Source organism: Paraburkholderia nemoris (assembly GCF_905221015.1).
GTDB lineage: Bacteria > Pseudomonadota > Gammaproteobacteria > Burkholderiales > Burkholderiaceae > Paraburkholderia > Paraburkholderia nemoris.
In genome coordinates this window covers 186682-209313 of sequence record NZ_CAJNBO010000007.1, presented here as the reverse complement: position 1 = coordinate 209313, position 22632 = coordinate 186682, and the positions used below count along the sequence as shown (strand labels likewise).

Sequence of the window (22632 nt, the reverse complement as noted above, 5' to 3'; positions counted from 1 at the left end):
TGCGATACTTGGCGCGTATTCAGGAGACGTCGCTTTCGCGATCCGCCTGCAAGTCCATGCGCGCGCAGCGTCACTCGCGTTGCGCGTTTGTGCCGTGGTGCGTTGTCGACCGGTTGCATCGCTGACCGGCACGCCAAACCGATCTCAGGACAGCCATGAAACGTGTCGATAGCCCCTCCGCGCCCTTCACGAGTGCCGCAGCCGATGCTGCGGAGTACGATCAATCGGGATCGACGTCGTCTGGCGCGCCGTCACTTAGACGTTCACCGCTGCGCAGCCGCGCTGCGGGACTGTTTGCGGCGCACCGGTTCCGGGGTGCTCATTGACATCCGATGAACGGAACGTGATGTCGAATTGGGCGAGCCGGATCGACAGAACCTTGCCTCGTAGCGCCAAGGCCGCATTCCACCACGACGTGGCGGCGCTCGGCCAGGAGATGTCCGGCGATGGCGCGCTCCTCAAGACTTGCATCGACCACATGCGCGAAGGTCTGACCGAATGCGCGGATCGCGCGCTGCTGATGTGGCAGCAGGTGCAGACCGCCCGTCAGGCGCATCATGCGAGCCGTGGCGCATACGACGCAGGCCAATTGTTTTTGCTTGGCCGCGGCATGTACCGGCTCGGCCAGGTGGACGCCTACGCGCTCACGTCCGCAAGCGGGCGAGGGTATGGAAACGACGAAGGCGTCGAGGTCGTCTTGCGCGCTCGCGAAACGTTACGCGAAACCCTCGAGCTGCCGATTCCGCACACGGACGGCGCATCGACGCACGACGCCGGTGTCGTGATCGAAGGACTCTCGGACGACGCGTTGAAAGCAGCGTGCTCGCGGATCATCAGAGGCGAATTGCGCGACGGCGGCAAGGCGCTAGCCGAGTTCCTCGCTAGCTGGACGCCGCTCGTCACGCATCTCACGGCGACCACGCCCGAACTGGCCGATTTGCATAAGTCGATCAATCAATACCGCGATGGATTGATCGATAGCATCGAGGCGCACTGTCACGATCCAGCGTCGCAGGCGGCCGCCGGCAAGGCGCCGCTGACGAGCGCGCAATACGGCGCGCGGCTCACGCAGGGCGGTGCGCAGGTCGGCGAGTTGCGCGATGCCGCGAACCTTGCCGCCGTGCGTGGCGCATATTTTCCGGTTGAGCCAGGAGCGCTCGAATCGCAATGGCAGGGCGTCACCGCGATGCGCACGCGGACAGCGGCGAGACCTTTCGTTCAAGGCTCGCCGCTGCGTCCAGCCACGCGCGGTAGGTGTCGATTTCAGGAAGCGGTCGTGCCGGACAGCATATCCGCCACGCGGCACGACTCACGTTGCGCTGAACGCGCGCCGTATCATAGCGGCTTGCGCGCGACCACAGTCGGGAACATGCGCGCGCGGTCGTCGATGAACTCGATATCCACGAAACCGGCTTCGCGAAGTTGGCTATCGGTTTGCGCATGAGTGCGGAACGCGCTCCATTGCGCTTCGATGATGCGCACGAAGAGCAGATGCTGAAGCGCAAGCACTTCACGGTCGATCTGCGCCATGTCCCACGGCGACTCCGGCGACAGCGTGGGCGGTGGCGTCAGGAAACTCGTGACGAGCTTTCCGTCCGGCTTGAGCGCATCGAAAAACGAGCGATAGAGCGCGACGACACGGCCGTCGTCGGGCTCGTAGATGTTCAGGCCGTTGCTCGTCAATACGTCGAAGCCGCGATGGACGCCCAACGACCATGCGTCCTTGCGATGCAGCGATACGCGCACGGAGAGGCCTCGTTCATCGGCGAGCGCGGCCGCGTGATCCAGCGCGGCCTGATCCAGATCTACGCCGACGAGTTCGATGTCTTCCAGCCCTGTGTAGTCGAGCAGTAGCAATTCGCCCATCACGCCGCACGGAACCGATGCGAGCACCATCCCCGGCGCGAGCAGTGCCTGCAGCGTACGACGGAAAATGCCGAAGCGTTCGCGTGTCGCGAGCACCGCCGGCAGCGTGTCGAAAATCCGCGATTCCAGCGCGGTCATCGCGGCGGGCGCAGTCGCGCCGGCTTGATACGTGACCAGCCGATGCGTCCAGTCAGCATTCAAGCCGCGATGCTCGAGCAGAAACCTGCCGAGTTCGAAGCCGGACAACTCGTTCGCGAGCGCGATCTGTTGCGCGACGGTGGCGCCGGGTATGTCTCCCGCGCCGCGCAATCTCTCGACGATCGTCCGCAGCCGGTCTTCATACCCGCTCTTCGCGTTGCCGCCGTGAGAAATCAATCGGTCATCGGCGTTGGCTTCAATTGCGGCTTGATCTGTTTTCGTCATTACCGGTCCTCTAGAGCGATGTTCGATGTGCGGCATGCCGTGGTGTCGTTGGCTGCCATCGGGGCTTCGCACTGTATCGCAGTTCCGCGGACCTCGCCGCGCGAAAAGATGGCAATCGGCGGATCGACGCCGACACTTCGGTAACGGAGAAAGAACTTCGCTGTCCCACGCCGGGCGGCTCGCGTTTTTGCGTAGGGTATGCGCCACCCGATCGGAACTGAAGAAGTCACCATGTCCAAAGTATCGGCGGAAAGCAGCGTTCAGGCGCTTGCTGAGCTCGCATTGTCAACAATCGGCGATGCAGACGTCGCACGAATGCCCGCGCATTCCAAGGCGAGGCTGGCTCCCGGCTTCGCAGCATTGAAGTCGACGGCCGCGCACTGCAGGCAACGCCCGATGGACCGCCCCAAGCTGATGCGTACGCCGCAAACGCGCGAGCGGCTGCATCGCCTGCGTCACGAACTGGGCAGGATCAGCCCGCCGCCGTCGACTATTGAAGAGGCGCGCGCCGAAATTATCCAGGCCATGGCACGCGCGGATCTTGGCGCTTGGCGCGTGCCGGAGCTCACCGGCGACTCGGCGCTTCACCATGCGGACGGCTCGGTGCAAATCGTTCTCATTGCACATGTGATAGTTTTCAACAGCACAGGCGCCTTTCAGATTGTCGACACCCACCCGCCCGGTGCGCCGTATTTCGAAATGCGCGGACGCGATGGCGGGGCTTTCGTGCCACCTTGCGATATGCATGCGAAAGCTGACCGTAATGTAGGCCCACCACAAGACGAAACCAGCGGGCGTGCGGCCCCGGCGCATCTGCGGCGCGCCTGACGGCTGGCGGGGCCCGAACAATTATTTTTGCGTCGCTCGCAACTTTTCGCGGCGGCGGCGACACTCACGGTCATCCACACAATCTGGCGGATGCGAGCACAGCGACATGTCACCGGAACCGATCGTTACAAGCAACGTCTGTCTTGCCGCGCGTAGCGTCGACGCGGAGGATGTCGCGCTGCTGCAGCGCATCTCGGCGGCGGACAGGTCCGCGCTGGCCACGCTCTACCGCGAATATCACCGGCGGCTGGTCCGCTTTCTTGGCCGCTTCACGCGGCGCGACGACGTGATCGAGGAAGTCATCAACGACACCTTTATGATCGTCTGGCAGAAGGCTGGCGAATTTCGCGGCCAATCACGCGTGTCGACGTGGCTCATGGGCATTGCGTACCGCGTTACGTTGAAGGCACTGCGCCAGGGTGGCTTGCCGGCGGAACAGCAGCACGACTATGAGGGGCCGTGCGTCGAGCCGTTCGCCGAACACGAAACGACCGACTGGGTGACCAAGGGGCTGACCAGGCTCGCCCCGGAGCAGCGCATCGTGATGGAGCTGGCCTACGTAATGGGCCATTCGCTCGAAGAGATTGCGGAGATAACCGAAAGCCCTGTCAGTACCGTGAAGGCCAGAATGTTTCATGCGCGGGTCAAGCTGCGCAATCTGCTGCCGGCGCTCGCCGGCATTGATGGGAGCGCTCGATGAGCAATCCAGCCGAGAGCGAACTCGCTCATCTGCATGTATGGGAACTGTTGCCGTGGATCGTCAACGGCCGGGCGTCCGACGCCGAACGCAAGCTGGTCGACGCGCACGTGCGCGATTGCGAACGATGCCAGGCCGAGCTCGCATCGCAACGCACGCTGTGCGCGGCGATGGCGTCGCGCGAGGACGCCGGCCCCGACATCGAACGCGGTCTCGATCATCTGTGGGAGCGTTTTGACGAAGCGGCGCAGCCGGCCGTTCGCACCGGCACGTTGTCGTCGGCACCCTGGCGCGGCCGCATGACGGCGATCGCGTGCGGTCTCGCGGCCGTCGTGCTGCTGGAGACGGGCGCACTGGCGACGCTCGGTTTCAGCCGCGGCGCCGATAGCGTGCCGGCGAACTATCACACACTGTCCGAGGTCAATGCGGGCGCTGCGCGCGCGACGATCCGCCTTGTCGCCGATCCCGCGATGCCGGTTGGCCGGCTGCAGGCGCTGCTCGTGCCGCTTCATCTGCAGATTGTCGGCGGCCCGAGCGAAAACGGCGTCTATTCGCTCGGGCCGCTCGTGCCGGTTGCTCCGGGCGACGTCGCAAGGCAGCTCGGCGTGTTGCGCGCCGCACCCGGCGTGCGCTTCGCGGAGCCGGTGGGGGAGGGCGCCAGCGGTCCCTGACAACTCCTTGTGAGTTTTTTACTGTTCGGGTTCATCGGTTAAGATCGGCAAGCCTGGTGCGCTCCCGCGCGCCCTAGGCTTGCCGGATGGCTTGTGTAACGCCATTGCTTTGACCGTCGTTGGGCCTTGCGCGGAGCTGGTATCCTGGCAACGGCTTCTTTGCGGGCGCGTCGGCGGCCTCCATCAGATGGGGCGACCCGATGACCACGGGCGCGAGGTTCGTCGTCAACGCGGGCTATGGCTGGCGCCTTTCCGGCGACTGGGCCGCGCAGGCCATGCTCTCGCACTACCCGTTCACCCGGGCGCCGTCCGCGTCGCGTTTCAATTACAACGAACTTGCGTTGACCGCAGGCTGGCGCGACTCGGTGTTCGCGTCGCTCGCTACGCCACTTTTCGGTGGTGGACGAACCGGTTCGCCCGCCGGCCACGTTGGGCGTTATCCAGGGCGCATGCTCTTATCAGGCAATTTCACTAGTCAAGTGAGCGGCCTTCCGTCCGATGTCCGGTTCGACGCAGCGACAGGTGATAGCTCTTCCTTGCCCGTCGAATTTTCCAGTGGAGCCACGTCATGCGTACACAGCGCACAGCCAGCACCCTTGCAACCGATCTCGCCGATTCTCACGCGCCCCGGCGTGCAGGTGGCGATGCGAGCCGGTCACGGTCGAAGTCGCGCTTCTCCGGTTCGGCGAGCGCAATCCTGTCGCAGCTGAGGTCGATTGGCGGCGGCTCGCGTCCCGCGACGCGCTCGCCCGGGGCTGCGTCGGCGACTGTCACGGCGAAGGAAGATCCTGTCGGGAACGCCGTTCAGTGGATCAATCAGCAGCGTCGGCGAGTCGATGCGCCGCGCGCCGGTGCGAATGGTGGCGTGATGAAACTGACTCGCGAGCAGGCCGTGGTGATGAACAAGGTCGTGCCGAAGCGGGCCGCGCCCAAGCCGCCGACGGGCGCGAGCGGCGCAACCGCCAAAGCGCAGCCGAGCACGACAGAGTCTTCTCACACCAACCCGGAGATCGAGTCCGACGACGAGCTGTTCGAACTGCCTCTGCCGGCCACAGAGCGCGCGCCGCAGAAGACGCTGCTTCAGTTGTTCAATGAAGAGCACGCCTTTCAGCACGCCCCGGCGTCACCCGCTCAGATGCAGACTCAAAACACGGCAGCGGCTCCCGAGTATGACGACGATCTGATCGAAGTGGATCTGCACAGCGGTCGCGTCAATGCCGGCGCGAAGGCATCGGAGCCATCGGCCCCAGCCGGGCCGAAGAGCGCATTGCGCAAACCGGGCGCTGCCCGCCGCGAGGCCGGGCCGCGCGTGAGTTGGCATCCGGATGTCCGGGACACGAAGTTGGCGTCCGCGGCTTCAGTCGCGACGCCCGCGACACCAACTGGGCCCACGGGTCGCGCGCGTCGCAGTGGTATCACGGGCATGCTCGGCCGCATGGTCCAACTGCCGCGAAAACTGTGGCGCTGAGTGACGAGGTCACCCTGCAACATTGCGGGGGCAGGGGCGTACTTTGAAGCGCGCTCTCAAACGCACTTGACCTTCCCCAACATATCCATCGTCTCTCGCAGCTTGCAGCGCGCCCGATGCATGCGTGCCTTGACCGTCGTCACCGGGCAGCCGGTGATCTCCGCGATCTCTCCGACCGAATGTCCGAGCACATAGGCGAGCGCCATCACGAGCCGCTGCTCTACGGGTAGCAGATCGAGCGCCTTCGATAGCAGGTCCGACAATTCATGGTCGTGCCAGTACTGAGCCATTGTATCGGCATGGTCGATGTCCAGCGGTTCGAATTCCGAACGGCGCTGGTCGCGCAACGCGCGCAGCGCCGAGCGATATGCGATGCCGATGATCCACGTCGAGACGCGGGCCTCGCCCCGGAAGTCGCAGGCCCGCTTCCAGACGATCATGAAGGTGTCGTTGATGATTTCGTCGATCACCTCGCTCTTCCACGTGAGCCGGGTCAGGAAGCGCGCAAGCCGCCGATGGTAGAGCCGGTACAAGCGGGCGAGCGCCGAGGCGTCGCCCGCCGCCACGCGCTCGAGCAAGGGCCGGTCGTGATCGACGGCAGCGAAGCCCTCACGCGCGACGGGATTCCCGGACACGTGGTTGGTGACTTCGTCGATCTCCTGGCGCGCGGTTTCGTGTCCGCGCAGATCGCCGATGTCGTGCATCGCGCCGACAATGCCGGTGATGCGTCCGTCCTCGTCATAGACGACGCCCTTGTAAAAGCGAACTATGCGCACGATGCCCGCCCCGTTGCGCACACCGGCCGCATACGTCTGCACGCCGCCGTCGGCTGCGAGATCGAGGTCGGCCTTATGATAGGTCAGCGCGAGGTCCGAGGGCGCCACGTCATAGACGGTCTTGCCGAGAATGCCGCCGCGGTCGATACCGAGAAAGCGTTCGAAGACCGGGTTGCAGCCGGAGTACAGGCCATTCGCGTCCTTGAAGAACACCGGCGACACCATGCCGTCCGTGTGATTTTGCAGCGTGGAAAAGTCGGTGACGCCGTCGCGCGCATACGCAAGCAGCCTCGTCTGGGCGCGTGCGCGTTCGATGATGGCGTCCGGGTTCAACAGGTCTTCGTCGTTCACCGCGTCGTGGGCGCCGCGCGCGATGAGCGAGACGACTTGCCCGGCAGAAAGCTCGCGTAGCACCGGGATCAGATAGTGTTCATCGCCGTTCTCGATCCGCAGCTTTTCTATTTCAACGCTCGCGTCGGTATCCGCGCAGTCGATAAACACGACCGCCGGCGATGGGTCTTCGATCAGATGCGCGAGCCGTAGCGGTTGTGCGCCATGGCGCCTGATTGCCGCGGGCGTTGGGCGATCCGATGAACTCGACCAGAAAATGCGCGTTTCGTCGACAAGATGTGCCACCATTCGCTTTCCTCACTTCTTTCTGATTGACTTGTGCACCGAACGAAAGAACGGCGGCAAGTCAGGTCATGCGGGCAAGAGAGGCACGGATCGGATAAGCCATGGGGCTGACGAAAGTTGCATGGCCCGTGCCTCAAACCGTTTGCCCAGCTATGAGCATACCTGCCCGACAGCGCGGAAATTATTGAATCGCGCGGCAGTTGGGAGCGGCGGCCGCGTCTTGTCCCATGTATCGGGAACTATGTGACTCGGCGATGAATGATTCGCTTAATTCGCGTCCGGATCGCGGGTAACCTGCGCTTCGTCGCGCAACGCGAACTATTCTTTGCGCAATTATTTTTTTGCGATGCGGTGACTTGCTGGTAGGCGGCGTCATCGAAGCAATCGGCGCGAGCGGATGGCGTGATGAGCGCGATGGCCATGCCGAGGCTGATGGCGAGCGGCGAACGATGAGTGGCGTGCTGCATGACGAACTCCTTCGAATCCTGCCGGACGGCGCGATTATGGTCGTCGCGTCAATGAACGCAGGTGTGACGGCCTGAAAAAATGAAGGCGTGAACGAAGCCTGTCGCGCGACGGCACACGGCGTTGTGCATGGTTCGCGCATGGACCCGACTTTTCGCTGGGCTTCAGCGGGCGTGCTCAAGAGCAAGCGTTCAATACGTGCTCAAGCGATGCGGGGCGCATCGTGCCGCGAGTGCGCGGCCGTTCGCTTAGCCGCCTGCCGCGCAGAGGAGGCGCCATGAAAACCCGTTCCGCGATCGACGCACGCTCGATGTCCGATCTGGGCTCGACGCCCGAGACCTCGACGCGCCGCAACGACACAGGCCGTCGTGCGCGCGCTCGTTCAACCGACTCCGCGTTGCTCACGCTCGGCGCGCGTTCGCCATCGCGGTCGCATTCACCGGCCGCGGTCGGCGACGGACGTGCGTCGCGCGCACCGGTTGAGCAATTACAACGCTGGGGCACGAGCGGAGAAATCCGGGAAGTGGCGCCGGGCGAGACGCTTGGCGAACTGATGCACCGCGAACGCCCCACGCCGGAGACGACCGCACACATGGCGCGCCTGCAACAGCACAACGCGACGCACGAACGTTCGGTGGGCGACAGCGGCAGTATTGTCGGCATGCGCTCGCCATCGCGTGGATCGCCGTCGACGCGATCGCAAGGTGGCGTCGATCCACAGATGTCCTTGCAACCGAAAACACGGGCGCAAACATCGACGAGCAAGGCAGCTCCCGGCGCGACCGCAAAAGTCGCGCAGGCGCCGCGATCCGCGGGAGCATCACCTGCTTCCGAGGCGCGCACAGCAAAGCCGAACTCCATTCGCGCGTTGCCCTCAGGACCGAAGATCAACGGCATGGACAACGTGCTGATGTCCGCCTACAACCTCGACGACGAGCAGCTCTCGTTGATCACCGGAGCACTCGGGCTTGGGCCCGCGCATGCCGACGAATACGTACGCAACATGCAGACGGCCACACTTGGGCGCATACTGCGCGGCGCGGTCTATCAGGGGCCGCCCATACCTTACGCGGCTTCGATCGCGCAGTTGAAATTCGGCCGCGGTTTGCCGCCCGAACGCCTGCAGCATCTTGTCGCGGCAGCCGGCAGAGCCGGCTGCTTCATGACCGAGCGACAGCAGCGAGGCAAGAATGGCGAGGCGCAGCATCTGTTGCAGCTGCATTTCACCGGCGACGATGGCGCCGAGTCCCTCGCATCGCAGCCGGATTCCGTCAACTACAAGGCCGTGAAGGCGCTGGCCGAACTGATGGCCGAGCTCACAGCGCCCGGGTATCGCGAGGACGCACAGCGCTTTTCGATCGACTCGGTCGCCGCGGGGATGAGGCCGGGCGACAGTTCGGGGGTATTCGTCGAGCACTTCGCAAAGCACACGCAGGCGAGTCCGCCGCGTATCCAACTGGTCTCTGAACACTTGAACGAGGCCAACATCCGCAACGCCTGGCTGTTCACGGCGCTCACTCCTGAACAGAAGGAGAAGCTCGTGCATGCTTCGAACGTCTCGCATCTTCAGTTCGAGGAACGGCGAACCACGGCGGCGGACGGCACCCGCTGCGTGAAGCTGCGCGTCTTCTTCGGCGGAACGGAGAACTGGCGCGACGTGAGGCAGGCGCTCGTCAGCGGGACGGGCGGCGTCGGCACGGTGTTTGGCGCGGTGCGCGACGCGGCGGAAATCATTGCGCAAAAGATCGAGCACGCGCAGCGCGAAGGTTATCGCGTCGAATTCGACCACATCGCGGGGGCGTCGATGGGCGGGGCCAGCGCGCAACTTTTCACGGCGGCGCTGCAAAGCCGCGTCAGGTTGCGGAAGCAGCCGCCGCTCGTACTGCTCGATCCGCAATTGCCGAACACCGCGCAGTTGCGGCATGCGGTAAAGGGGGGCACGCTCGAATACGACTATGCGAAGCCGCGGGGCGTCGCGGTCACGCTCGACTATCCTGCGAACCCCCGAAAGGGGCTGATGGGCCGCATGAAGGGCCTCGGCTTCAAGTCACCGGGCCTTGTGCGGCTCAAGCTCGCGTTGAGCGACTACGATGCCACGAGGCTCACGCCCGAAGGCGACACCGAGAGGTTGCCTCCGCAGACGAGCGGCCCTCCGGGCATGGGCTATCACGCCGACCCCGAACTGTATCTCGCGGCGATAAACCGCTTCACCCGCCGCGTCGAACTGAGTTGATACGCGAGCATTACGCGTTGTGCGTGAGCTCGCGCGCCCGCATCCGTAAGCTGACAGTTGGAAGCACTACACGAATCTTTCACATGCGCTCGCAGCGCGACCTATCATGCGCACGACCCCGCATCGCGCCGTTTAAGGAATTTTTTGCTGGCAATGACGAGCAATAGATAAAAGTTGAAAGAAGATGCGCTACCTTGCGAGGCCATGTTTTACGCGCCGCACAACAAAATAAATGCGCGATGTGCATCCGTTGCGTCCTGCCGATGCACTAACGGACAGAGAGATCTCACTCGATACCGTCAACGACGTTTCGCGCAACGAAACGGGCCTTTTGGCGCTCCGTTCCCGCGCTCCGCGGCATACGACGAACAACATATCGCGAGTGAGAGGACAACAAGCTGTCTCGGGGATGGCGGTCGGCATCGCAGGAGGGGTGCCGGCCAGTAATCGGAAAGGTTGTCACTTATTTGGATGCGAACCGCCCGTGAATAATGACCTGCTCTTTGCAATCGCGACTGACGATCGGATGCTTCGACGCAATCTTGAAGAATCACTCGCCGGAGATGGCATCGTTGTCGAGTCGTTCTCGTGTGAGCTTGACCTGTTGCGCGCGATGCGTGCGCACCGCTACGACCTGGTGCTGATCGACTCGAAGACCGAGCCGACAGCGACGAGCGCCATACTGTCATGGCGCAGCTGCAATGCCGACATCTGCACGCCGCTGATCGTGCTGACGAACCAGTCGAGCTGGGCGAGCCTGTTGCGCTGGATCGACACGGGCGCGACCGACGTCGTCAATCGGTACGACATGGAGCAGGTCCGTTTTCGCGCGCACCTTGCATTGCAACGGAGCGATTCCAACAGCACAACGCACGAGATCCAGATCGGCCGCTATCTGCTGCAAAAGAACCCCGGCCGCGCGACCATCGACGGCGTCGAAATTCCGCTGACGGCGCGTGAATTCGCGATTGCGTGGCTGTTCTTCTCGAACCCCGGCAAATTCTTCAGCCGCGCGCAGATTGCAGCGAGCATCTGGGGCGCCACCGAGCAGATTGCTGCGCGTACGCTCGAGCAGCACATCTACAAGCTGCGCAAGAAGCTGGACCTGTCGCGCACTTCGGAGCTGAGCCTGAGGACAGTGTATGCGCTCGGCTACAAGCTCGACGTCGCTCAGGCGGCGCAAGCGGAACTCGAGGAACTCGATGCGAGCGTCGAGCCAGGCTTCGCCGCGCTGCAAGGTGCGCGCGAAGCCGACCATCTGCGTGGCGCCGAGCGGATGATGCTCGCCGCTGCACTGTCGTAAGGCTCTGGTGGAACGCCTGTCCGGGTCATCGGGCCGTCGTGCCCGGCGGGCCACACGTGTCGCCGACCTATCCGACGCATGCGGCCCGGGGAGGGTTTCCGTGCCGCTCACGCGGAGTCCGGATCTTCCTCCTGTTCTTCCGCGCGGCGTTCCTGCTGGCCCTGGAAGATCTGCGGTCCATCACTTCATTTTAGTTGGAGTGATGTGTGTGAATCACACAGTTTATGCAAATCTCATAACTAGTCGAATAGATTATCTGGAAGACCCAAAAGGCACGGGAATGGATGCCGCCCGACAATTCGGTTTAGCCCGCATGCTCGGGAGCATTGCCCAGTTATCGCAGGCGCAAATCTGGCGGGTTCACCATACACGTTGATTTGCATAAAAAGTCGTTGTCGTTCGCGCGACGTCTGGGCTAGGTTCAAATGTCCGGTGCCAGCCACGATAACATCGGTTATCGCGCCAAACGTCGGCGAGGCGTTGTGGAGCAGGGCGCTCTAAGCGGTGTTGGCGCGATTTTGCAATGTGCAGGGCACAGAAGTCCGCTGGTCGGCCTTAGCCGACGTTCGGTGCTAGCTGGCATTGCGGATGAATGGCCGGTTGCGGCCTGTTCCGCGTCAGGCAGCAACCGTTCGACCCTGAGCGGTCTCTTGATTTTCCCGAAAGCAGTCGTTCCCAAACTTGCTCTTCCTACGGTCTTAGCTTAAACCAACCGCCCCCCGCTCGAAAGCCGAGGCGATTCAGTTTGGCTTGGGGAGCGTGTCCAAAGGCTTGGGTATAGCTGCTTCGGCGGCGGCTAAAACCTCTTCTATCGCGCTAACGTGCCAGACACGCCCAAGATCCGACTCAGAATTTATTCTTCCTGAGTAGATCCCGAGAAATTCCCACTTAACAGTCCCCGCAGCCATTGTGGTCGAAACCCGCCCGCTGTCGTTGAGGTATGTGAATACATCTGCTCTATAGGCAATCACAGGTGAGCCCGATTGCCCTTGCCGAGTGCGACAGTCAATGAGAAAGGTTTGGTTATCCGGCGTTACGATCCCCAATTCCTGCGCCATGAATCCAGTGGCCCATATAGGAAAGCGACCAGTGGAAGACAATCCGAAGGGAAATCCTATTACGCTAATTGCCTCTGCGGGCCGTACTAGCAGCTTTGCACGGTCGAGGTCGGTCTTCAGGTAATAAGGGGCTCAAGGATGCTGCTGCACCTGCCGTCTGGAACGCCATCCTGTTAAATAAATAAGGCATCCTTATATATTGGAGACGTCTCGGCTTCACCACCTGTTTGCACCAGAGCCGTCTATGTCTATACCATCGCCCACGGCGAAAAGGTGGACAGCGGACGCTACGCGATGCTGGACGACGGCATGGGATTCATGCCTGGTGCCGTGGCGGCCGGTAATCGAAGAGCGGCTGGGCCAGCAACTCGCCGCCACAGCGCGAGGCGGCAGTGTGTCTTTGGGGATTGGAGGACAACGAGGCCCAGCGATTGGCTGATTGAGCACCCGACTAGGGCAAGGCATCACGCGCGGCGAAGATGCTTGCCATTTCCACCGCGTGTTCGGTTCCCCAAGTGCACAGCGGGATGATCGCTTCGGCCAAGCTGCGGCCAAGCGGGGTCAGCGCGTAGTCCACGCGAGGCGGCACCTCCTTGTAGTCGTTGCGCGCCAGCACGCGATCAGCTTCGAGATCCTTCAACTGCTGGATCAGCACCTTGTCGCTGACGCCCTCGACCAGGCGCCTGAGTTCGCCATAGCGCTTCGGGCCGTCGCGCAGGAAAAACAGGATCAGCGGTTTCCACTTGCCCGAGATGATACGGAGCGTGGCATTGAGCCCGCAGCCGGTGTCGCAGATTTCAGGTGGCGTCGTCATTTTTTGATACTTACCTAAAAGTGCATACTTGTCGTCAGGTTATCAGAACAGCATACTTACTTCAAGTAAGCAGGTCCCTGCTTCTGTACACCTCAACGAAGGATGCATGACATGACCAGACTGAATGGAAAGACCGCCGTGATCACCGGCGGTGCTACCGGCATCGGTTTTGCCGCAGCAAAGCGTTTCATCGAGGAAGGCGCTTTCGTCTTCATCTTCGGCCGCCGGCAGGAAGCGCTCGACGCCGCCGTGGCCGAGCTCGGGCCCAATGCCCGCGCGGTGAAGGGCTCGGTCTCGGATGAGGCCGACCTCGACCGTCTCTACGCGGCGGTGAAGGCGGAGCGCGGAACCCTCGACATCGTTTTCGCCAACGCCGGGACGGGAAGCCCGGTTCCGCTCGGCCAGATCACCGCCAAGCACATTGACGAAACATTCGACACCAACGTGAAAGGGACGATCTTCACGGTTCAGAAGGCGCTGCAGCTGATGAGCCCGGGGGGTTCGATCATCCTGACCGGATCGAGCGCCGGCACCACGGGTGCCCCGGGATTCACTGCCTATAGCGCGAGCAAGGCAGCAGTGCGCAACCTGGCGAAGACTTGGGCGGAGGATCTTAAGGGCACCGGCATCCGGGTGAATGTGCTGTCGCCCGGGGCGACAGCGACCGAACTTGCCAAGGAGGCGTTGGGCGAGGAGGGCCAGAAGGCCTACGGTGCGATGACTCCGCTTCAGCGCATGGCTGATCCGTCAGAGATTGGGGCGGCAGCCGCCTTCCTCGCGTCGTCGGACAGCAGCTTCATGACCGCTAGTGAGGTCGCCGTTGACGGCGGCTTGGCGCAACTCTGACGCGGAAGGAGAGGCACATGAGCTACGCCATCATCGGCTTCGGCAAGATTGGTCAGGCGCTCGCCAAGGCGTTTGCCCGCAACGGCATCGAAGTGTCCATTGCCACCACGCGCGACCCGGCAAGCTTTGCGTCTGATGCGGCTGCGATCGGGTCCACGGTCATTCCCAAGACCCTGGCCGAAGCCGTCAAGGCGGACATCCTCTTTTTGGCCGTCCGTTTCGAGTCGCATCAGGAAGTCGCGAAAGCGCTGCCCAATTGGCAAGGGAAAATCGTCGTCGATGTGACCAATGCCTACGGGGTGTCCCCCGAGGAACTGGGAGGGCAACCTTCGTCGAGGTTCATCGCGCAGGGTTTCAGGGGCGGCCGGCTGGTCAAGGGTTTCAATCATTTGGTCGCGGCGACCCTTGCCCAAGACCCGGCCGTGCATGGCGGCAGGAGAGTCGTGTTCCTGGCGAGCGACGATGACAGTGCCGCAGCGGAGATTGGTGCGCTTGCAGAAAAACTCGGCTTCGCGCCGATCAAACTTGGTGGACTTTCAGAAGGTGGACTGCTTGTGCAGGCGCGCGGCAATAGCTGGGGTCAACTGATCTTCAAGGACTTGGTCAAGTTCGAGTGATCTCCACCAATCCTTCTAGCCCGATCTGACTCAGCGCACTGCCTTTTTGACGCCTTTCTTTTTGACATCGTTGCTGGGCCAGTTTGTCAGGATGGCGCTCGTAATAAGGTGAACAAGATGATCTGCCCGTGGCGCGAATGAGGGCAGATCGACAAGCCAGCCGAGCGCCGCCATCAAGCCGAACATGTCGTCCCCGTTCATATCGGCACGTGCCGTCCCTTCGGCTTGGGCACGCAGCAGCAGCCGTGCGCTCGCTGAGTGCACGGCTGCGCATGAAGCGTAAAGCGCGGAGTCCGGGTTGGTATGAGCTGCCGCCATCAGGGCGACAACGCCCCTATAGCTTTGGGCAAATGCGATCCATTCGCGAAACCAGGACACGAGCGCTTCGTCAGGTGAGTTCGACGTTTCGAGTTCGCCTGCCTTCCGCGTCAGTTCGTCCAGATTCGTACACAACAACGCGTCGAACAAGGCTTCTCGCGTCGGGAAATGACGCAGCAGTGTCGCCAACCCGACGCTAGCCCGGCGGGCGATATCTCGCATCGACGCGTCGACACCGTGCTCGGCGACAACGTCGTGCGCGACTGCAAGTAGATGGCTGTAATTTTTTTGGGCGTCGGCTCGCATGGGGTTCCTTGACAAACGGATCGCTGATCCGTATATTTGGATCACTGGTCCGGATGCTGCGAATCAGGATCTGGATCGGTGGTCCAAATGATACAGCGCCTTTGTACCCATGGGAACAGCGGCGCTGCTGACACCTCAAACGAAAGGCGAAAGATCATGAAGAAATTGGAAGGTAAGGTTGCAGTCATCACGGGCGGAAGCAGCGGGATTGGCTTGGCCACAGCCAGGCGCTTCGTGGAAGAAGGTGCGCACGTCGTGATCACCGGGCGGCGAGAGAAAGAGCTGCAGGAGGCCGCCGCCGCCATCGAGAGAAACGTTACGACGGTCGTGGGCGACGTGTCGAGCCTGGAAGATCTGGACCGGCTCTATGCCGTGGTGAAAGAGAAGCATGGTCACATTGACGTTCTCTTCGCGAACGCGGGCGCAGGGACAATCGCGCCGCTCGCGGTAGCTACCGAGGGCCATTTCGACCAGACCTTCGACGTGAACGTGAAGGGAATGTTCTTTACGGTGCAGAAGGCCCTTCCCCTCTTCAGAGACGGCGGTTCGATCATCCTGAACTCTTCGGTCTCAAACGTGCTCGGGCTTCCGGGATTTACTGCTTACGCCGCGAGTAAGGCGGCTGTACGCAACTTCGCGCGCGGCTGGACTATGGAATTGAAAGACCGCAAGATCCGCGTGAATGCCATGAGTCCCGGAGCGATCGACACCCCGGCCTTGGCGACGACGACAGGCCTTACCGCTGAACAGGCCGAGCAGGCAGTCGCACAGTTCACCGCGCAGATCCCGATGGGCCGCAGAGGCATGCCCGAGGAAATCGCGGCGGCAGTCACGTTCCTCGCTTCCGATGAAAGTTCCTACATCACGGGTGTGGATCTCGCCGTCGATGGAGGCATGGCGCAGGTCTGACCCCGGCGCGCTCCGGTGGCTGGCCCACAAGCCGCGCCAGTCTTGGGACCACGTTTCTGCAATATCGGCCGGGCGCTTGTTGAGGCGTTTGATCGACGTGACCGACGACAGGCCGATAGGGGCGACGGATATTGACGGCGAGCCTGATTGAGACACTTCGCGCGCGACCCGATCCGAGAGAAATGGAGAAAATCCGATGAGTACCGATAAGAACGTCCAGACCGTGAAGGACTTCTTCGCCGCGATCGGCCGCGGCGACAGAAAGGGTCTGCTGGCGCTGGCCGCCGAAGACATCGAGTGGATCATTCCGGGCGAGGACTGGCCGTTGGCCGGAACGCGCCACGGACACTCGGGGCTGGCGGATTTGCTTGAGACCGCATCCAAGTCGATAGAAACGTCCACGGAACCCCGGGAGTTCATCGCGCAAGGAGACAGGGTCGTGGTCGTCGGCTTCGCCAGGGGGACGATCAAAGCCACGAACAAGACGTTCGAGGACAACTGGATCTTCGCCATCACGGTCCGTGACGGCAAACTGACGAGCATCCGGGAGTACATCGACACGCAAGCACTGGCGCGGGCCTCGCAGAGGGACATGTCCGGGCCGGCGTAGCGCTGGCCATCTGCGGCCATCGGGTCGGGATAGACGGTGGATCAGCCGTGGATCGTCCCCTCGCATGCCGCGCGCTCGTCGAATACCCAACCGTAAAGGAAATCTCTATGTACGACCAACCCAAGCTATCCGAGTTGATCCGGTTTGCACGAGTCGGTGCGGACTCCACCGTCATCGACGTTTACCCAGGCGACGGCGACTGGACCCGTCTCTTCTCCGACATCGTGGGACCCAAAGGACGGGTCTACAGCTTCGTACCGGCCGAAGTCGCCCACTTCAAGAACGATCCGGTCGGCCGCATGCGGACGCTTGCAACGGAGCCGGGTCGAGAGAACGTGGAAGCCGTCTCGGCGGATCTCATCGCGATGCCGAAGGTCACGCAACCAGCGGATGTCCTCTGGCTGCATCTGTTCTATCACGATCTCCACACACCGCTGATGCAGGCCAGGGGCGCGACGGCGGCCCACTTCAATCGAGTGGTCTACGAGCAGCTCAAGCCCGGCGGGTACTACGTCATCGTGGACCACGCCGCCGCCGTCGGGCAGGGCACGAGCGACGCCCAGTCGCTGCATCGGATCGAGCCTGCGTCCGTTCGCGAGGAGGTGGAGGCCGCCGGCTTCGTACTGGACGCGGAAAGCACCATGCTCGCGAACAAGGACGATCCGCACTCGATCAAGGTGTTCGATCCTGCGATCAAGGGCGAGACCGATCGCTTCGCCTATCGGTTCGTGAAGCCCTGACAGATCCCGGTACCAACTTCATGTCGACCTCCCCAATGGGTGCAAACTTGGGCGCTGACCTATGGCGCTGAACTGGAACGCGCTCAAGCCGAATTTGGCCGCGCGCGGGACTGAATGTCCGATCTCAAGGATATTGCGAAGAGTCTGACATCGCCCGATCCGCCAGAAGCTGCACGGCACGCTCTTCAAACGGAGAAAGCTCGCTGCCGCGCATGCGCGAGAGGACAAACACAAGAGGGCGGAGGTGCCATGCTCGGCGACGAAGCTCGACCAGACGACCAACAGCCAGGTCTTCAGCGACCAGGTTCGCAGGCATGTGGCCCCAGCTGAGCCCCGAAATCAGAAGGTCACGTTTCGCGCCGAGGTCGTTGACGAGCCACTGGCGCTCTCCTGCTACGCCCATCTGGATCTTCTCTGCACCCGGCTGGTTGTCTGTCACCACCAACTGCACATGCTGACCAAATTGTTCGCGGGAGATTGGCCGCTCGATATTCGCTAACGGATGGGTCGGCGCACACACGGTGACCATCTCTGCTTCGCAAAGCCAGTGCCTCTCGATCGCGCCTTTCTTGATCTCGGGCACGTCTGAAACGGTAATCGCGAGCGAGCAGCTGCCTGCCAGTACCAGCGCCTCACCACCCTGCATGGTGACCATGCGCAGGCTAATGGCGGCCGTTGGCGATTCGCGTTCGAGTGCACGCAGGCAGTCGATCAGGCGCCCCCTTGGGAAATACGTATCGACGGCGATCGAGAGGCTCGGCACGCCTTCCGCCGACATCGACTTCGCCCGGTTCTTCATCTCTTCCATACGTGCAATCACGGCTCGCGCGTCAGGAAGAAGGCCCCGTCCTGCAACGGTGAGCTCGGCCTTCCGGGCATCTCGCTGAAAGAGTTCCAGGCCTAGCGCGGTTTCCAAGGCGGAGATCGCGTGGCTAACGGCGGATTGGGCTCGCCGAAGCCGGCGGGCCGCGCCAGTGAAGCTCATCTCCTCACACACCGCGACGAAGGTGTGAAGTTGGTTGATTGAGACGGTGTCGAGCACCTCATCTACTCCTTAGATGGATAGAAGCGATATTTTGTCAGTTTTCAAGATGATTCACTTTCCCTATCTTGCGTATCACGCAAGCCCACTTGGGCGACGCTTCAAAGCTGATAGGAAACAGATCGAAATGCCGACACTTCTCGCGATACAGGTAAGCCCTCGCCACGAATACTCGACCTCCCGCAAGCTCTCGGCGGTGTTCGTCGAGAAATGGCTGGCCGCACACCCCGGCGGCAAAGCCATTGAACGCGATCTGATGAAGACCAATCTGCCGTTTGTCGATCTGCCATGGATTGGCGGCGCGTTTACGCCCCCGGAGCAACATTCGCCGGAGAGCGCTGCGGCCATCAAGATTTCCAACGATTTGGTCGCCGAGTTGCGAGCAGCTGATCGCATCATCATCGCCACACCGATGTACAACTTCACCATCCCGGCGGTGCTGAAGGCCTACATCGACCATATCGTCCGGGTTGGCGTCACGGTTGTCGACAATGTCGGGCAGCTAACCGGCAAGAAGGCCACCGTCATTCTTGCGAGCGGGGGTGATTTCAGTCCTGGCTCTCCGATCGAAGGCTACGATCACGCCAGCAGCTACCTCCGTCAGGTGCTGGGGTTCATCGGAATTACAGATCTGGACATCGTACTCGCCGGATCGGCGCGCGCTGGAACGTCAGGCGAGACGGCGGTGGAGGCGTTCGGCGAAGTGATTGCATCGGCCGCGGCTGCTCGAGTCGTCGGTTGATCTCGGAGAAATGGTCATGAAAGTTGGGTTCATCGGCGCCGGTCGCATGGCTACGACCATAGGTCGTCATTTTCTCGGTGCGGGCCATGAGGTCGTCCTGTCCAGTTCGCGGGGGCCGGAGGCGTTAGCGGGGCTCGTCGCCGATCTGGGTCCGGCCGCCAGCGCAGGATCCAGGCAGGACGCTGCGGAATGCGATGTGGCGATCCTCGCCACGAATTGGGCGGATGCGCCGGAGGCGCTCAAGGGTATCGACTGGAGCGGCCGCATCCTCGTCGACGGGACGAACGCCCCAAGCCGAATTCGGGACGCTCGCCTAGACGTTGTTGACTGGGACTGTTCAAAGCCGTCTTGAAACTGCTGGCTTGGTCGCGCTCCTGCGATGGCGGAAGTTATTTGGGTAACAGGCCAGCGAAATAATGTAGGTTTGATCGCTTGAACGACCCAAAACGGAAGTTATTTGGTTGGTTTTCCGGAAATCAATCGGGTTCCTCTACACGGAGTAACGCGGGTGACAGGAAGCAGCCCATGACCGCGGACAGGATAATGAAAATCGAGGCTGCATCGACGAGCAGTCCGAAGCGCACGAAAATAAAGAAGCAGCACAGAAGATTCAGCAGATGCAGGCCTATACCCAGAGCGGCGACGCCCTTGGGGACGGCTCTGATGAGCGCCGCGAAGCGGGATTGGGGGCGAGGCACATACCAGATGATCAGCAGCCCGAACGTCATGATGAAGGCGCATTCTGCCCATTTCAGCCAGGTGGGGCGGCGCAGAAACCGTCCCTCGACAATCGTCTCGATGACCTGCGCCTGAATCTCGATACCCGGCACCAGTTCCCCTAGCGCCGTCGTGCGCATGTCAGTCACGCCGGCGCCGGTCAGTCCGACCAGCACCAGTTTGTCCCGGATCCGTTCCGGGTCGACTATTCTCTGCATGACGTCCCGTGCCGACACGTAGCGGCTCAGCGTCGACCGGATAGACGCGAAATGCAGCCAGATGTCCCCTCCGGGCTGCGTGGGCACCAGCACATCGGCGACCCCCACCGCTTGCACGCCCGATGTATCCGCAAAGACGTCAATCGCCGATGAATCCGTGGCGAGGCGGAGCATTTCCATCGGCAGACCGGGGACCAGTTTCTCCCGCAACCCCGTGACGAGCGGAACGTGCCGGACTACGCCTTGTTCGAGCGCTACGCTCAGCATTGCCTGCCCGTGGGCCGCGGCCTGCAGTTCCGGCAGGCTGCCGAGAACATAGTCGAAACGCTGCACGTAGCCCAGTGGGTCGGTGCCGTGAACGCGGATCGGCGCGCTTCGCAGATCGGTGCGGGTGCCGAAAGCAGCATGATCGAGCGCCGCGGCACCCAGTATGGTCGGCGCTGCGCGCAACGATCTCGCGAGAATGGCTTCGTGACTGGGCAGGGCCCGCAAGCCGGCGGCCAGCGCCGCAGCCGTTTCCGGCAGATTGCCAGCCACCTTGTCGGGAGAAGTCTGATCCGGCTCCGGCATGTAAATGTCGAGACCGATAGCCAGCGGTTTCAGTGCCGCGATGGCATCGATCAGGCTCGCGAGTCGATTTCGCGGCCAGGGCCATTGACCGGTGGTTGCGAGCGTCTCTTCATCAATCTCGACAATGGTCACCGGCTGAGCCGTCGGAATCCGTGGGTAGTGACGTTGATACTGATCGAACAGAATTTGCCGGGCTGTTTTAAAGGAGTCGGGAAGCGTCTCATCGAGCGTGTCTACGAAAGCGGGACGTGCTATATCGCTCGGCCATTCGCTGCACAGGTTGAGCAGGCTCAGGCCGAACAACACCACCAGTGCCACCGGACGCCCCTGGGCCACCTTCAGCAGATTCCTGATCCGGGCGTGCCATGGGTCGAAATAGCGTTTCATCGACGGAAAGGCCATTCAGCGCCGATGACTGGCGCGGATCATTGGATTGTGATGACTGCGCGCCGGTTCATGCGATTGGGAACACCATCTGCCGTGGGCACCAGTGGCTCGCGTTTGCCCCGGGCCGCGGTCTCTATTTGCTGGGCAGGAATGCCTTGCTTGATCAGGAACGCTGCAACCGTCTTCGCCCGCTGCATGGAGAGTTGGTCATTGAATTCCTGAGAACCCGCCAGGTCAGTATGACCGACCACCACGAGCTGCGGCGCGGGCCAGGTCGCGAGGACGGCCTTTAGCTGTTTAACCGTGGCTGACGACTCAGGGGCCAATTCGGTGGCGGAATCAAAGAGAAAAAAGATCGTGAACGCCTGGGGACGAGGCGGCCGGGCCTCAAGTAGTGCGCCATATCGTGTCTCCACGGTGGCCTGGCTACCCATCGTTTTTTCGATGGCGCCGCCCTTGGTGACGTCGACCCCGGCGTAGGCCTTGTCTATTTTCTGCTCTCCGGTGGCGCTGTGGACAATGACTGCTCCGACTTTGCCATCAGGATCCGGCAATAGAATAATTTTGTCCGGCGTGCTGCACCCGGCGAAGAAAGGCAGCAGGACGCATGCCGCGGCAAAGGCCAGCCCGTGATGTCGAATTGCAGCCTTCAACGTGCCACCTCCCCTTTATTTATCGCCGACTTCGATGATGAATTCGGTGCCGCGCACGCCTAGCGTGGTAGTCGGCGTGCTGAAACGGACCGCATCCGGATTCGCCTTCGCCAACTTCCCGGAAATAACAGCCAGGGAACCGCGTTTGATGGAGGCGTCGAGCACCCCGTCATGGGTCGTGGTGTTGAACGCGAATTTGTTGAGCTCGAGGATGGTGTTGGCGCCGGCAGAGAGTTGGGTGGCGTCACGCAGCGTGATTCCGACGGAAGATTCCGGGCCGGTCACTATGCGATCGCTGCCGTAAACCTCGCTGCCGATGGCCGCACCCGAACTTCCTCCAGTCCGTTCGATCTGCACCGTGCCTTTAAGGGTCTTCACGACGCCGGCAGCATCGGCGGCAAGTACATTGGCGACAGCGATGCACCCGCAGGCAAGAGTCAGCGCATATTTGATGGCTCGAAGACGCATCGGTGGCACCTGATTGCGTAAAGTTGCTTTCCGCGGAGTAGCGCGGGGCCCCGATGTCGACCTGGTGTTGTGAGCGATCATTCCCCCATTGCTCGTCGAGCTGGGGTGTGTGAAGGACATGCAGAAATACGGCTCGCGAATGTCCGGTGGAGATCTGTCTGCTGCACCGAACAGAGTATGGACCCGATTCAGATGACTCTGTGCGCTTCCGCGCATATCGCCCCAGACACTTCTTTGGCAGCCGGCTAACG

The 22632-nt window shown here is 62.1% G+C and carries 23 protein-coding genes and 1 pseudogene; 15 read left to right on the top strand and 9 right to left on the bottom strand.

What is annotated here, in order from left to right; all coding sequences use genetic code 11:
* Window positions 1-346: 346 nt before the first annotated feature.
* Window positions 347-1444, top strand: a complete 1098-nt coding sequence (locus tag KHO33_RS13275; RefSeq protein ID WP_200565757.1) for an NEL-type E3 ubiquitin ligase domain-containing protein — start codon at window positions 347-349, stop codon at window positions 1442-1444.
* Here KHO33_RS13275 and KHO33_RS13270 read toward each other — a convergent pair.
* Window positions 1336-2289, bottom strand: a complete 954-nt coding sequence (locus KHO33_RS13270; protein WP_115776304.1) for an SAM-dependent methyltransferase — start codon at window positions 2287-2289, stop codon at window positions 1336-1338. The genes KHO33_RS13275 and KHO33_RS13270 overlap by 109 nt on opposite strands.
* A gap of 231 nt (window positions 2290-2520) precedes the next feature.
* On the opposite strand from KHO33_RS13270, the gene KHO33_RS13265 reads away from it, so the two are divergent.
* The 4 genes from KHO33_RS13265 (at window position 2521) to KHO33_RS13250 (ending at window position 5953) form a co-directional block, all read left to right on the top strand.
* Window positions 2521-3117: a hypothetical protein gene (locus KHO33_RS13265; protein ID WP_200565756.1), complete on the top strand. Its 597-nt coding sequence runs from the start codon at window positions 2521-2523 to the stop codon at window positions 3115-3117.
* Between the two features lie 106 nt (window positions 3118-3223).
* Window positions 3224-3817 carry a sigma-70 family RNA polymerase sigma factor gene (locus KHO33_RS13260; RefSeq protein WP_115107671.1) on the top strand — a complete coding sequence of 198 codons (594 nt, stop codon included), beginning with the start codon at window positions 3224-3226 and terminating at the stop codon, window positions 3815-3817.
* The gene (locus tag KHO33_RS13255; RefSeq protein ID WP_200565755.1) at window positions 3814-4485 is read left to right on the top strand and encodes a zf-HC2 domain-containing protein; all 672 of its coding nucleotides are present in this window, start codon (window positions 3814-3816) and stop codon (window positions 4483-4485) included. Before KHO33_RS13260 ends, KHO33_RS13255 begins: the two co-directional genes overlap by 4 nt.
* A gap of 568 nt (window positions 4486-5053) precedes the next feature.
* The gene (locus tag KHO33_RS13250) at window positions 5054-5953 is read left to right on the top strand and encodes a hypothetical protein (RefSeq protein ID WP_200565754.1); all 900 of its coding nucleotides are present in this window, start codon (window positions 5054-5056) and stop codon (window positions 5951-5953) included.
* Window positions 5954-6009: 56 nt separating this feature from the next.
* Here KHO33_RS13250 and KHO33_RS13245 read toward each other — a convergent pair whose 3' ends face one another.
* Entirely contained in the window at window positions 6010-7368 is a 1359-nt protein-coding gene (locus KHO33_RS13245; protein ID WP_200565753.1) for an RNA polymerase sigma factor, read from the bottom strand.
* Window positions 7369-7604: 236 nt separating this feature from the next.
* Complete coding sequence (locus tag KHO33_RS13240; protein WP_200660362.1) at window positions 7605-7832, bottom strand: hypothetical protein; 228 nt, start codon at window positions 7830-7832, stop codon at window positions 7605-7607.
* A 275-nt stretch (window positions 7833-8107) separates the two neighbouring features.
* Here KHO33_RS13240 and KHO33_RS13235 point away from each other — a divergent pair, with 275 nt between their 5' ends.
* The 3 genes and pseudogenes from KHO33_RS13235 to KHO33_RS13225 all read left to right on the top strand — a co-directional run.
* Window positions 8108-10063 carry a type III effector protein gene (locus KHO33_RS13235; protein WP_200565752.1) on the top strand — a complete coding sequence of 652 codons (1956 nt, stop codon included), beginning with the start codon at window positions 8108-8110 and terminating at the stop codon, window positions 10061-10063.
* 484 nt (window positions 10064-10547) lie between these two features.
* The gene (locus KHO33_RS13230; protein ID WP_200565751.1) at window positions 10548-11366 is read left to right on the top strand and encodes a response regulator transcription factor; all 819 of its coding nucleotides are present in this window, start codon (window positions 10548-10550) and stop codon (window positions 11364-11366) included.
* A gap of 1337 nt (window positions 11367-12703) precedes the next feature.
* Window positions 12704-12863, top strand: a pseudogene (locus KHO33_RS13225) (DUF3363 domain-containing protein); the annotation flags it as partial.
* Window positions 12864-12875: 12 nt separating this feature from the next.
* Here KHO33_RS13225 and KHO33_RS13220 read toward each other — a convergent pair.
* On the bottom strand, window positions 12876-13238 hold the full coding sequence (locus tag KHO33_RS13220; protein ID WP_054036797.1) for a winged helix-turn-helix transcriptional regulator: 363 nt from the start codon (window positions 13236-13238) through the stop codon (window positions 12876-12878).
* A 111-nt stretch (window positions 13239-13349) separates the two neighbouring features.
* On the opposite strand from KHO33_RS13220, the gene KHO33_RS13215 reads away from it, so the two are divergent.
* On the top strand, window positions 13350-14084 hold the full coding sequence (locus tag KHO33_RS13215) for an SDR family NAD(P)-dependent oxidoreductase (protein WP_200565750.1): 735 nt from the start codon (window positions 13350-13352) through the stop codon (window positions 14082-14084).
* 17 nt (window positions 14085-14101) lie between these two features.
* A complete protein-coding gene (locus KHO33_RS13210) occupies window positions 14102-14701 on the top strand; it encodes an NADPH-dependent F420 reductase (protein ID WP_200565749.1) in 600 nt (199 codons plus the stop codon).
* 30 nt (window positions 14702-14731) lie between these two features.
* Here the strand turns inward: KHO33_RS13210 and KHO33_RS13205 are convergent, their stop codons facing one another.
* Complete coding sequence (locus KHO33_RS13205) at window positions 14732-15325, bottom strand: TetR/AcrR family transcriptional regulator (RefSeq protein ID WP_200565748.1); 594 nt, start codon at window positions 15323-15325, stop codon at window positions 14732-14734.
* Window positions 15326-15481: 156 nt separating this feature from the next.
* Between KHO33_RS13205 and KHO33_RS13200 the strand changes: the two genes are divergently transcribed.
* The 3 genes from KHO33_RS13200 (at window position 15482) to KHO33_RS13190 (ending at window position 17584) form a co-directional block, all read left to right on the top strand.
* Window positions 15482-16234, top strand: coding sequence for an SDR family NAD(P)-dependent oxidoreductase (locus KHO33_RS13200; protein WP_083086790.1), 753 nt, complete (start codon window positions 15482-15484; stop codon window positions 16232-16234).
* 196 nt (window positions 16235-16430) lie between these two features.
* Window positions 16431-16844, top strand: a complete 414-nt coding sequence (locus KHO33_RS13195; RefSeq protein WP_200565747.1) for a nuclear transport factor 2 family protein — start codon at window positions 16431-16433, stop codon at window positions 16842-16844.
* A gap of 107 nt (window positions 16845-16951) precedes the next feature.
* The gene (locus KHO33_RS13190) at window positions 16952-17584 is read left to right on the top strand and encodes a class I SAM-dependent methyltransferase (protein WP_200565746.1); all 633 of its coding nucleotides are present in this window, start codon (window positions 16952-16954) and stop codon (window positions 17582-17584) included.
* A 124-nt stretch (window positions 17585-17708) separates the two neighbouring features.
* On the opposite strand, the gene KHO33_RS13185 is transcribed toward KHO33_RS13190, so the two are convergent.
* A complete protein-coding gene (locus KHO33_RS13185) occupies window positions 17709-18626 on the bottom strand; it encodes a LysR family transcriptional regulator (protein ID WP_200565745.1) in 918 nt (305 codons plus the stop codon).
* Window positions 18627-18753: 127 nt separating this feature from the next.
* Between KHO33_RS13185 and KHO33_RS13180 the strand changes: the two genes are divergently transcribed.
* Complete coding sequence (locus KHO33_RS13180; RefSeq protein ID WP_054036991.1) at window positions 18754-19368, top strand: FMN-dependent NADH-azoreductase; 615 nt, start codon at window positions 18754-18756, stop codon at window positions 19366-19368.
* Window positions 19369-19384: 16 nt separating this feature from the next.
* Window positions 19385-19720 (top strand): NADPH-dependent F420 reductase, encoded by a 336-nt coding sequence (locus KHO33_RS13175; protein ID WP_211629214.1) that lies wholly within the window; start codon window positions 19385-19387, stop codon window positions 19718-19720.
* A gap of 124 nt (window positions 19721-19844) precedes the next feature.
* Here the strand turns inward: KHO33_RS13175 and KHO33_RS13170 are convergent, their stop codons facing one another.
* The 3 genes from KHO33_RS13170 to KHO33_RS13160 are packed head-to-tail and all read right to left on the bottom strand — an operon-like array spanning window position 19845 to window position 22381.
* Entirely contained in the window at window positions 19845-21260 is a 1416-nt protein-coding gene (locus KHO33_RS13170) for a CHASE2 domain-containing protein (RefSeq protein WP_200565743.1), read from the bottom strand.
* Window positions 21261-21298: 38 nt separating this feature from the next.
* Entirely contained in the window at window positions 21299-21913 is a 615-nt protein-coding gene (locus tag KHO33_RS13165) for an OmpA family protein (protein ID WP_200565742.1), read from the bottom strand.
* A gap of 15 nt (window positions 21914-21928) precedes the next feature.
* Entirely contained in the window at window positions 21929-22381 is a 453-nt protein-coding gene (locus KHO33_RS13160) for a FecR family protein (protein ID WP_054036790.1), read from the bottom strand.
* Window positions 22382-22632: the final 251 nt, after the last annotated feature.

Excerpts from the sequence above, each read along its gene's own strand:
- KHO33_RS13275 (WP_200565757.1), top strand. The coding sequence starts at position 347 with ATGTCGAATTGGGCGAGCCGGATCGACAGAACCTTGCCTCGTAGCGCC.
- KHO33_RS13270 (WP_115776304.1), bottom strand. The coding sequence starts at position 2,289 with ATGACGAAAACAGATCAAGCCGCAATTGAAGCCAACGCCGATGACCGA.
- KHO33_RS13265 (WP_200565756.1), top strand. The coding sequence starts at position 2,521 with ATGTCCAAAGTATCGGCGGAAAGCAGCGTTCAGGCGCTTGCTGAGCTC.
- KHO33_RS13260 (WP_115107671.1), top strand. The coding sequence starts at position 3,224 with ATGTCACCGGAACCGATCGTTACAAGCAACGTCTGTCTTGCCGCGCGT.
- KHO33_RS13255 (WP_200565755.1), top strand. The coding sequence starts at position 3,814 with ATGAGCAATCCAGCCGAGAGCGAACTCGCTCATCTGCATGTATGGGAA.
- KHO33_RS13250 (WP_200565754.1), top strand. The coding sequence starts at position 5,054 with ATGCGTACACAGCGCACAGCCAGCACCCTTGCAACCGATCTCGCCGAT.
- KHO33_RS13245 (WP_200565753.1), bottom strand. The coding sequence starts at position 7,368 with ATGGTGGCACATCTTGTCGACGAAACGCGCATTTTCTGGTCGAGTTCA.
- KHO33_RS13240 (WP_200660362.1), bottom strand. The coding sequence starts at position 7,832 with ATGCAGCACGCCACTCATCGTTCGCCGCTCGCCATCAGCCTCGGCATG.
- KHO33_RS13235 (WP_200565752.1), top strand. The coding sequence starts at position 8,108 with ATGAAAACCCGTTCCGCGATCGACGCACGCTCGATGTCCGATCTGGGC.
- KHO33_RS13220 (WP_054036797.1), bottom strand. The coding sequence starts at position 13,238 with ATGACGACGCCACCTGAAATCTGCGACACCGGCTGCGGGCTCAATGCC.
- KHO33_RS13215 (WP_200565750.1), top strand. The coding sequence starts at position 13,350 with ATGACCAGACTGAATGGAAAGACCGCCGTGATCACCGGCGGTGCTACC.
- KHO33_RS13210 (WP_200565749.1), top strand. The coding sequence starts at position 14,102 with ATGAGCTACGCCATCATCGGCTTCGGCAAGATTGGTCAGGCGCTCGCC.
- KHO33_RS13205 (WP_200565748.1), bottom strand. The coding sequence starts at position 15,325 with ATGCGAGCCGACGCCCAAAAAAATTACAGCCATCTACTTGCAGTCGCG.
- KHO33_RS13200 (WP_083086790.1), top strand. The coding sequence starts at position 15,482 with ATGAAGAAATTGGAAGGTAAGGTTGCAGTCATCACGGGCGGAAGCAGC.
- KHO33_RS13195 (WP_200565747.1), top strand. The coding sequence starts at position 16,431 with ATGAGTACCGATAAGAACGTCCAGACCGTGAAGGACTTCTTCGCCGCG.
- KHO33_RS13190 (WP_200565746.1), top strand. The coding sequence starts at position 16,952 with ATGTACGACCAACCCAAGCTATCCGAGTTGATCCGGTTTGCACGAGTC.
- KHO33_RS13180 (WP_054036991.1), top strand. The coding sequence starts at position 18,754 with ATGCCGACACTTCTCGCGATACAGGTAAGCCCTCGCCACGAATACTCG.
- KHO33_RS13175 (WP_211629214.1), top strand. The coding sequence starts at position 19,385 with ATGAAAGTTGGGTTCATCGGCGCCGGTCGCATGGCTACGACCATAGGT.
- KHO33_RS13170 (WP_200565743.1), bottom strand. The coding sequence starts at position 21,260 with ATGAAACGCTATTTCGACCCATGGCACGCCCGGATCAGGAATCTGCTG.
- KHO33_RS13160 (WP_054036790.1), bottom strand. The coding sequence starts at position 22,381 with ATGCGTCTTCGAGCCATCAAATATGCGCTGACTCTTGCCTGCGGGTGC.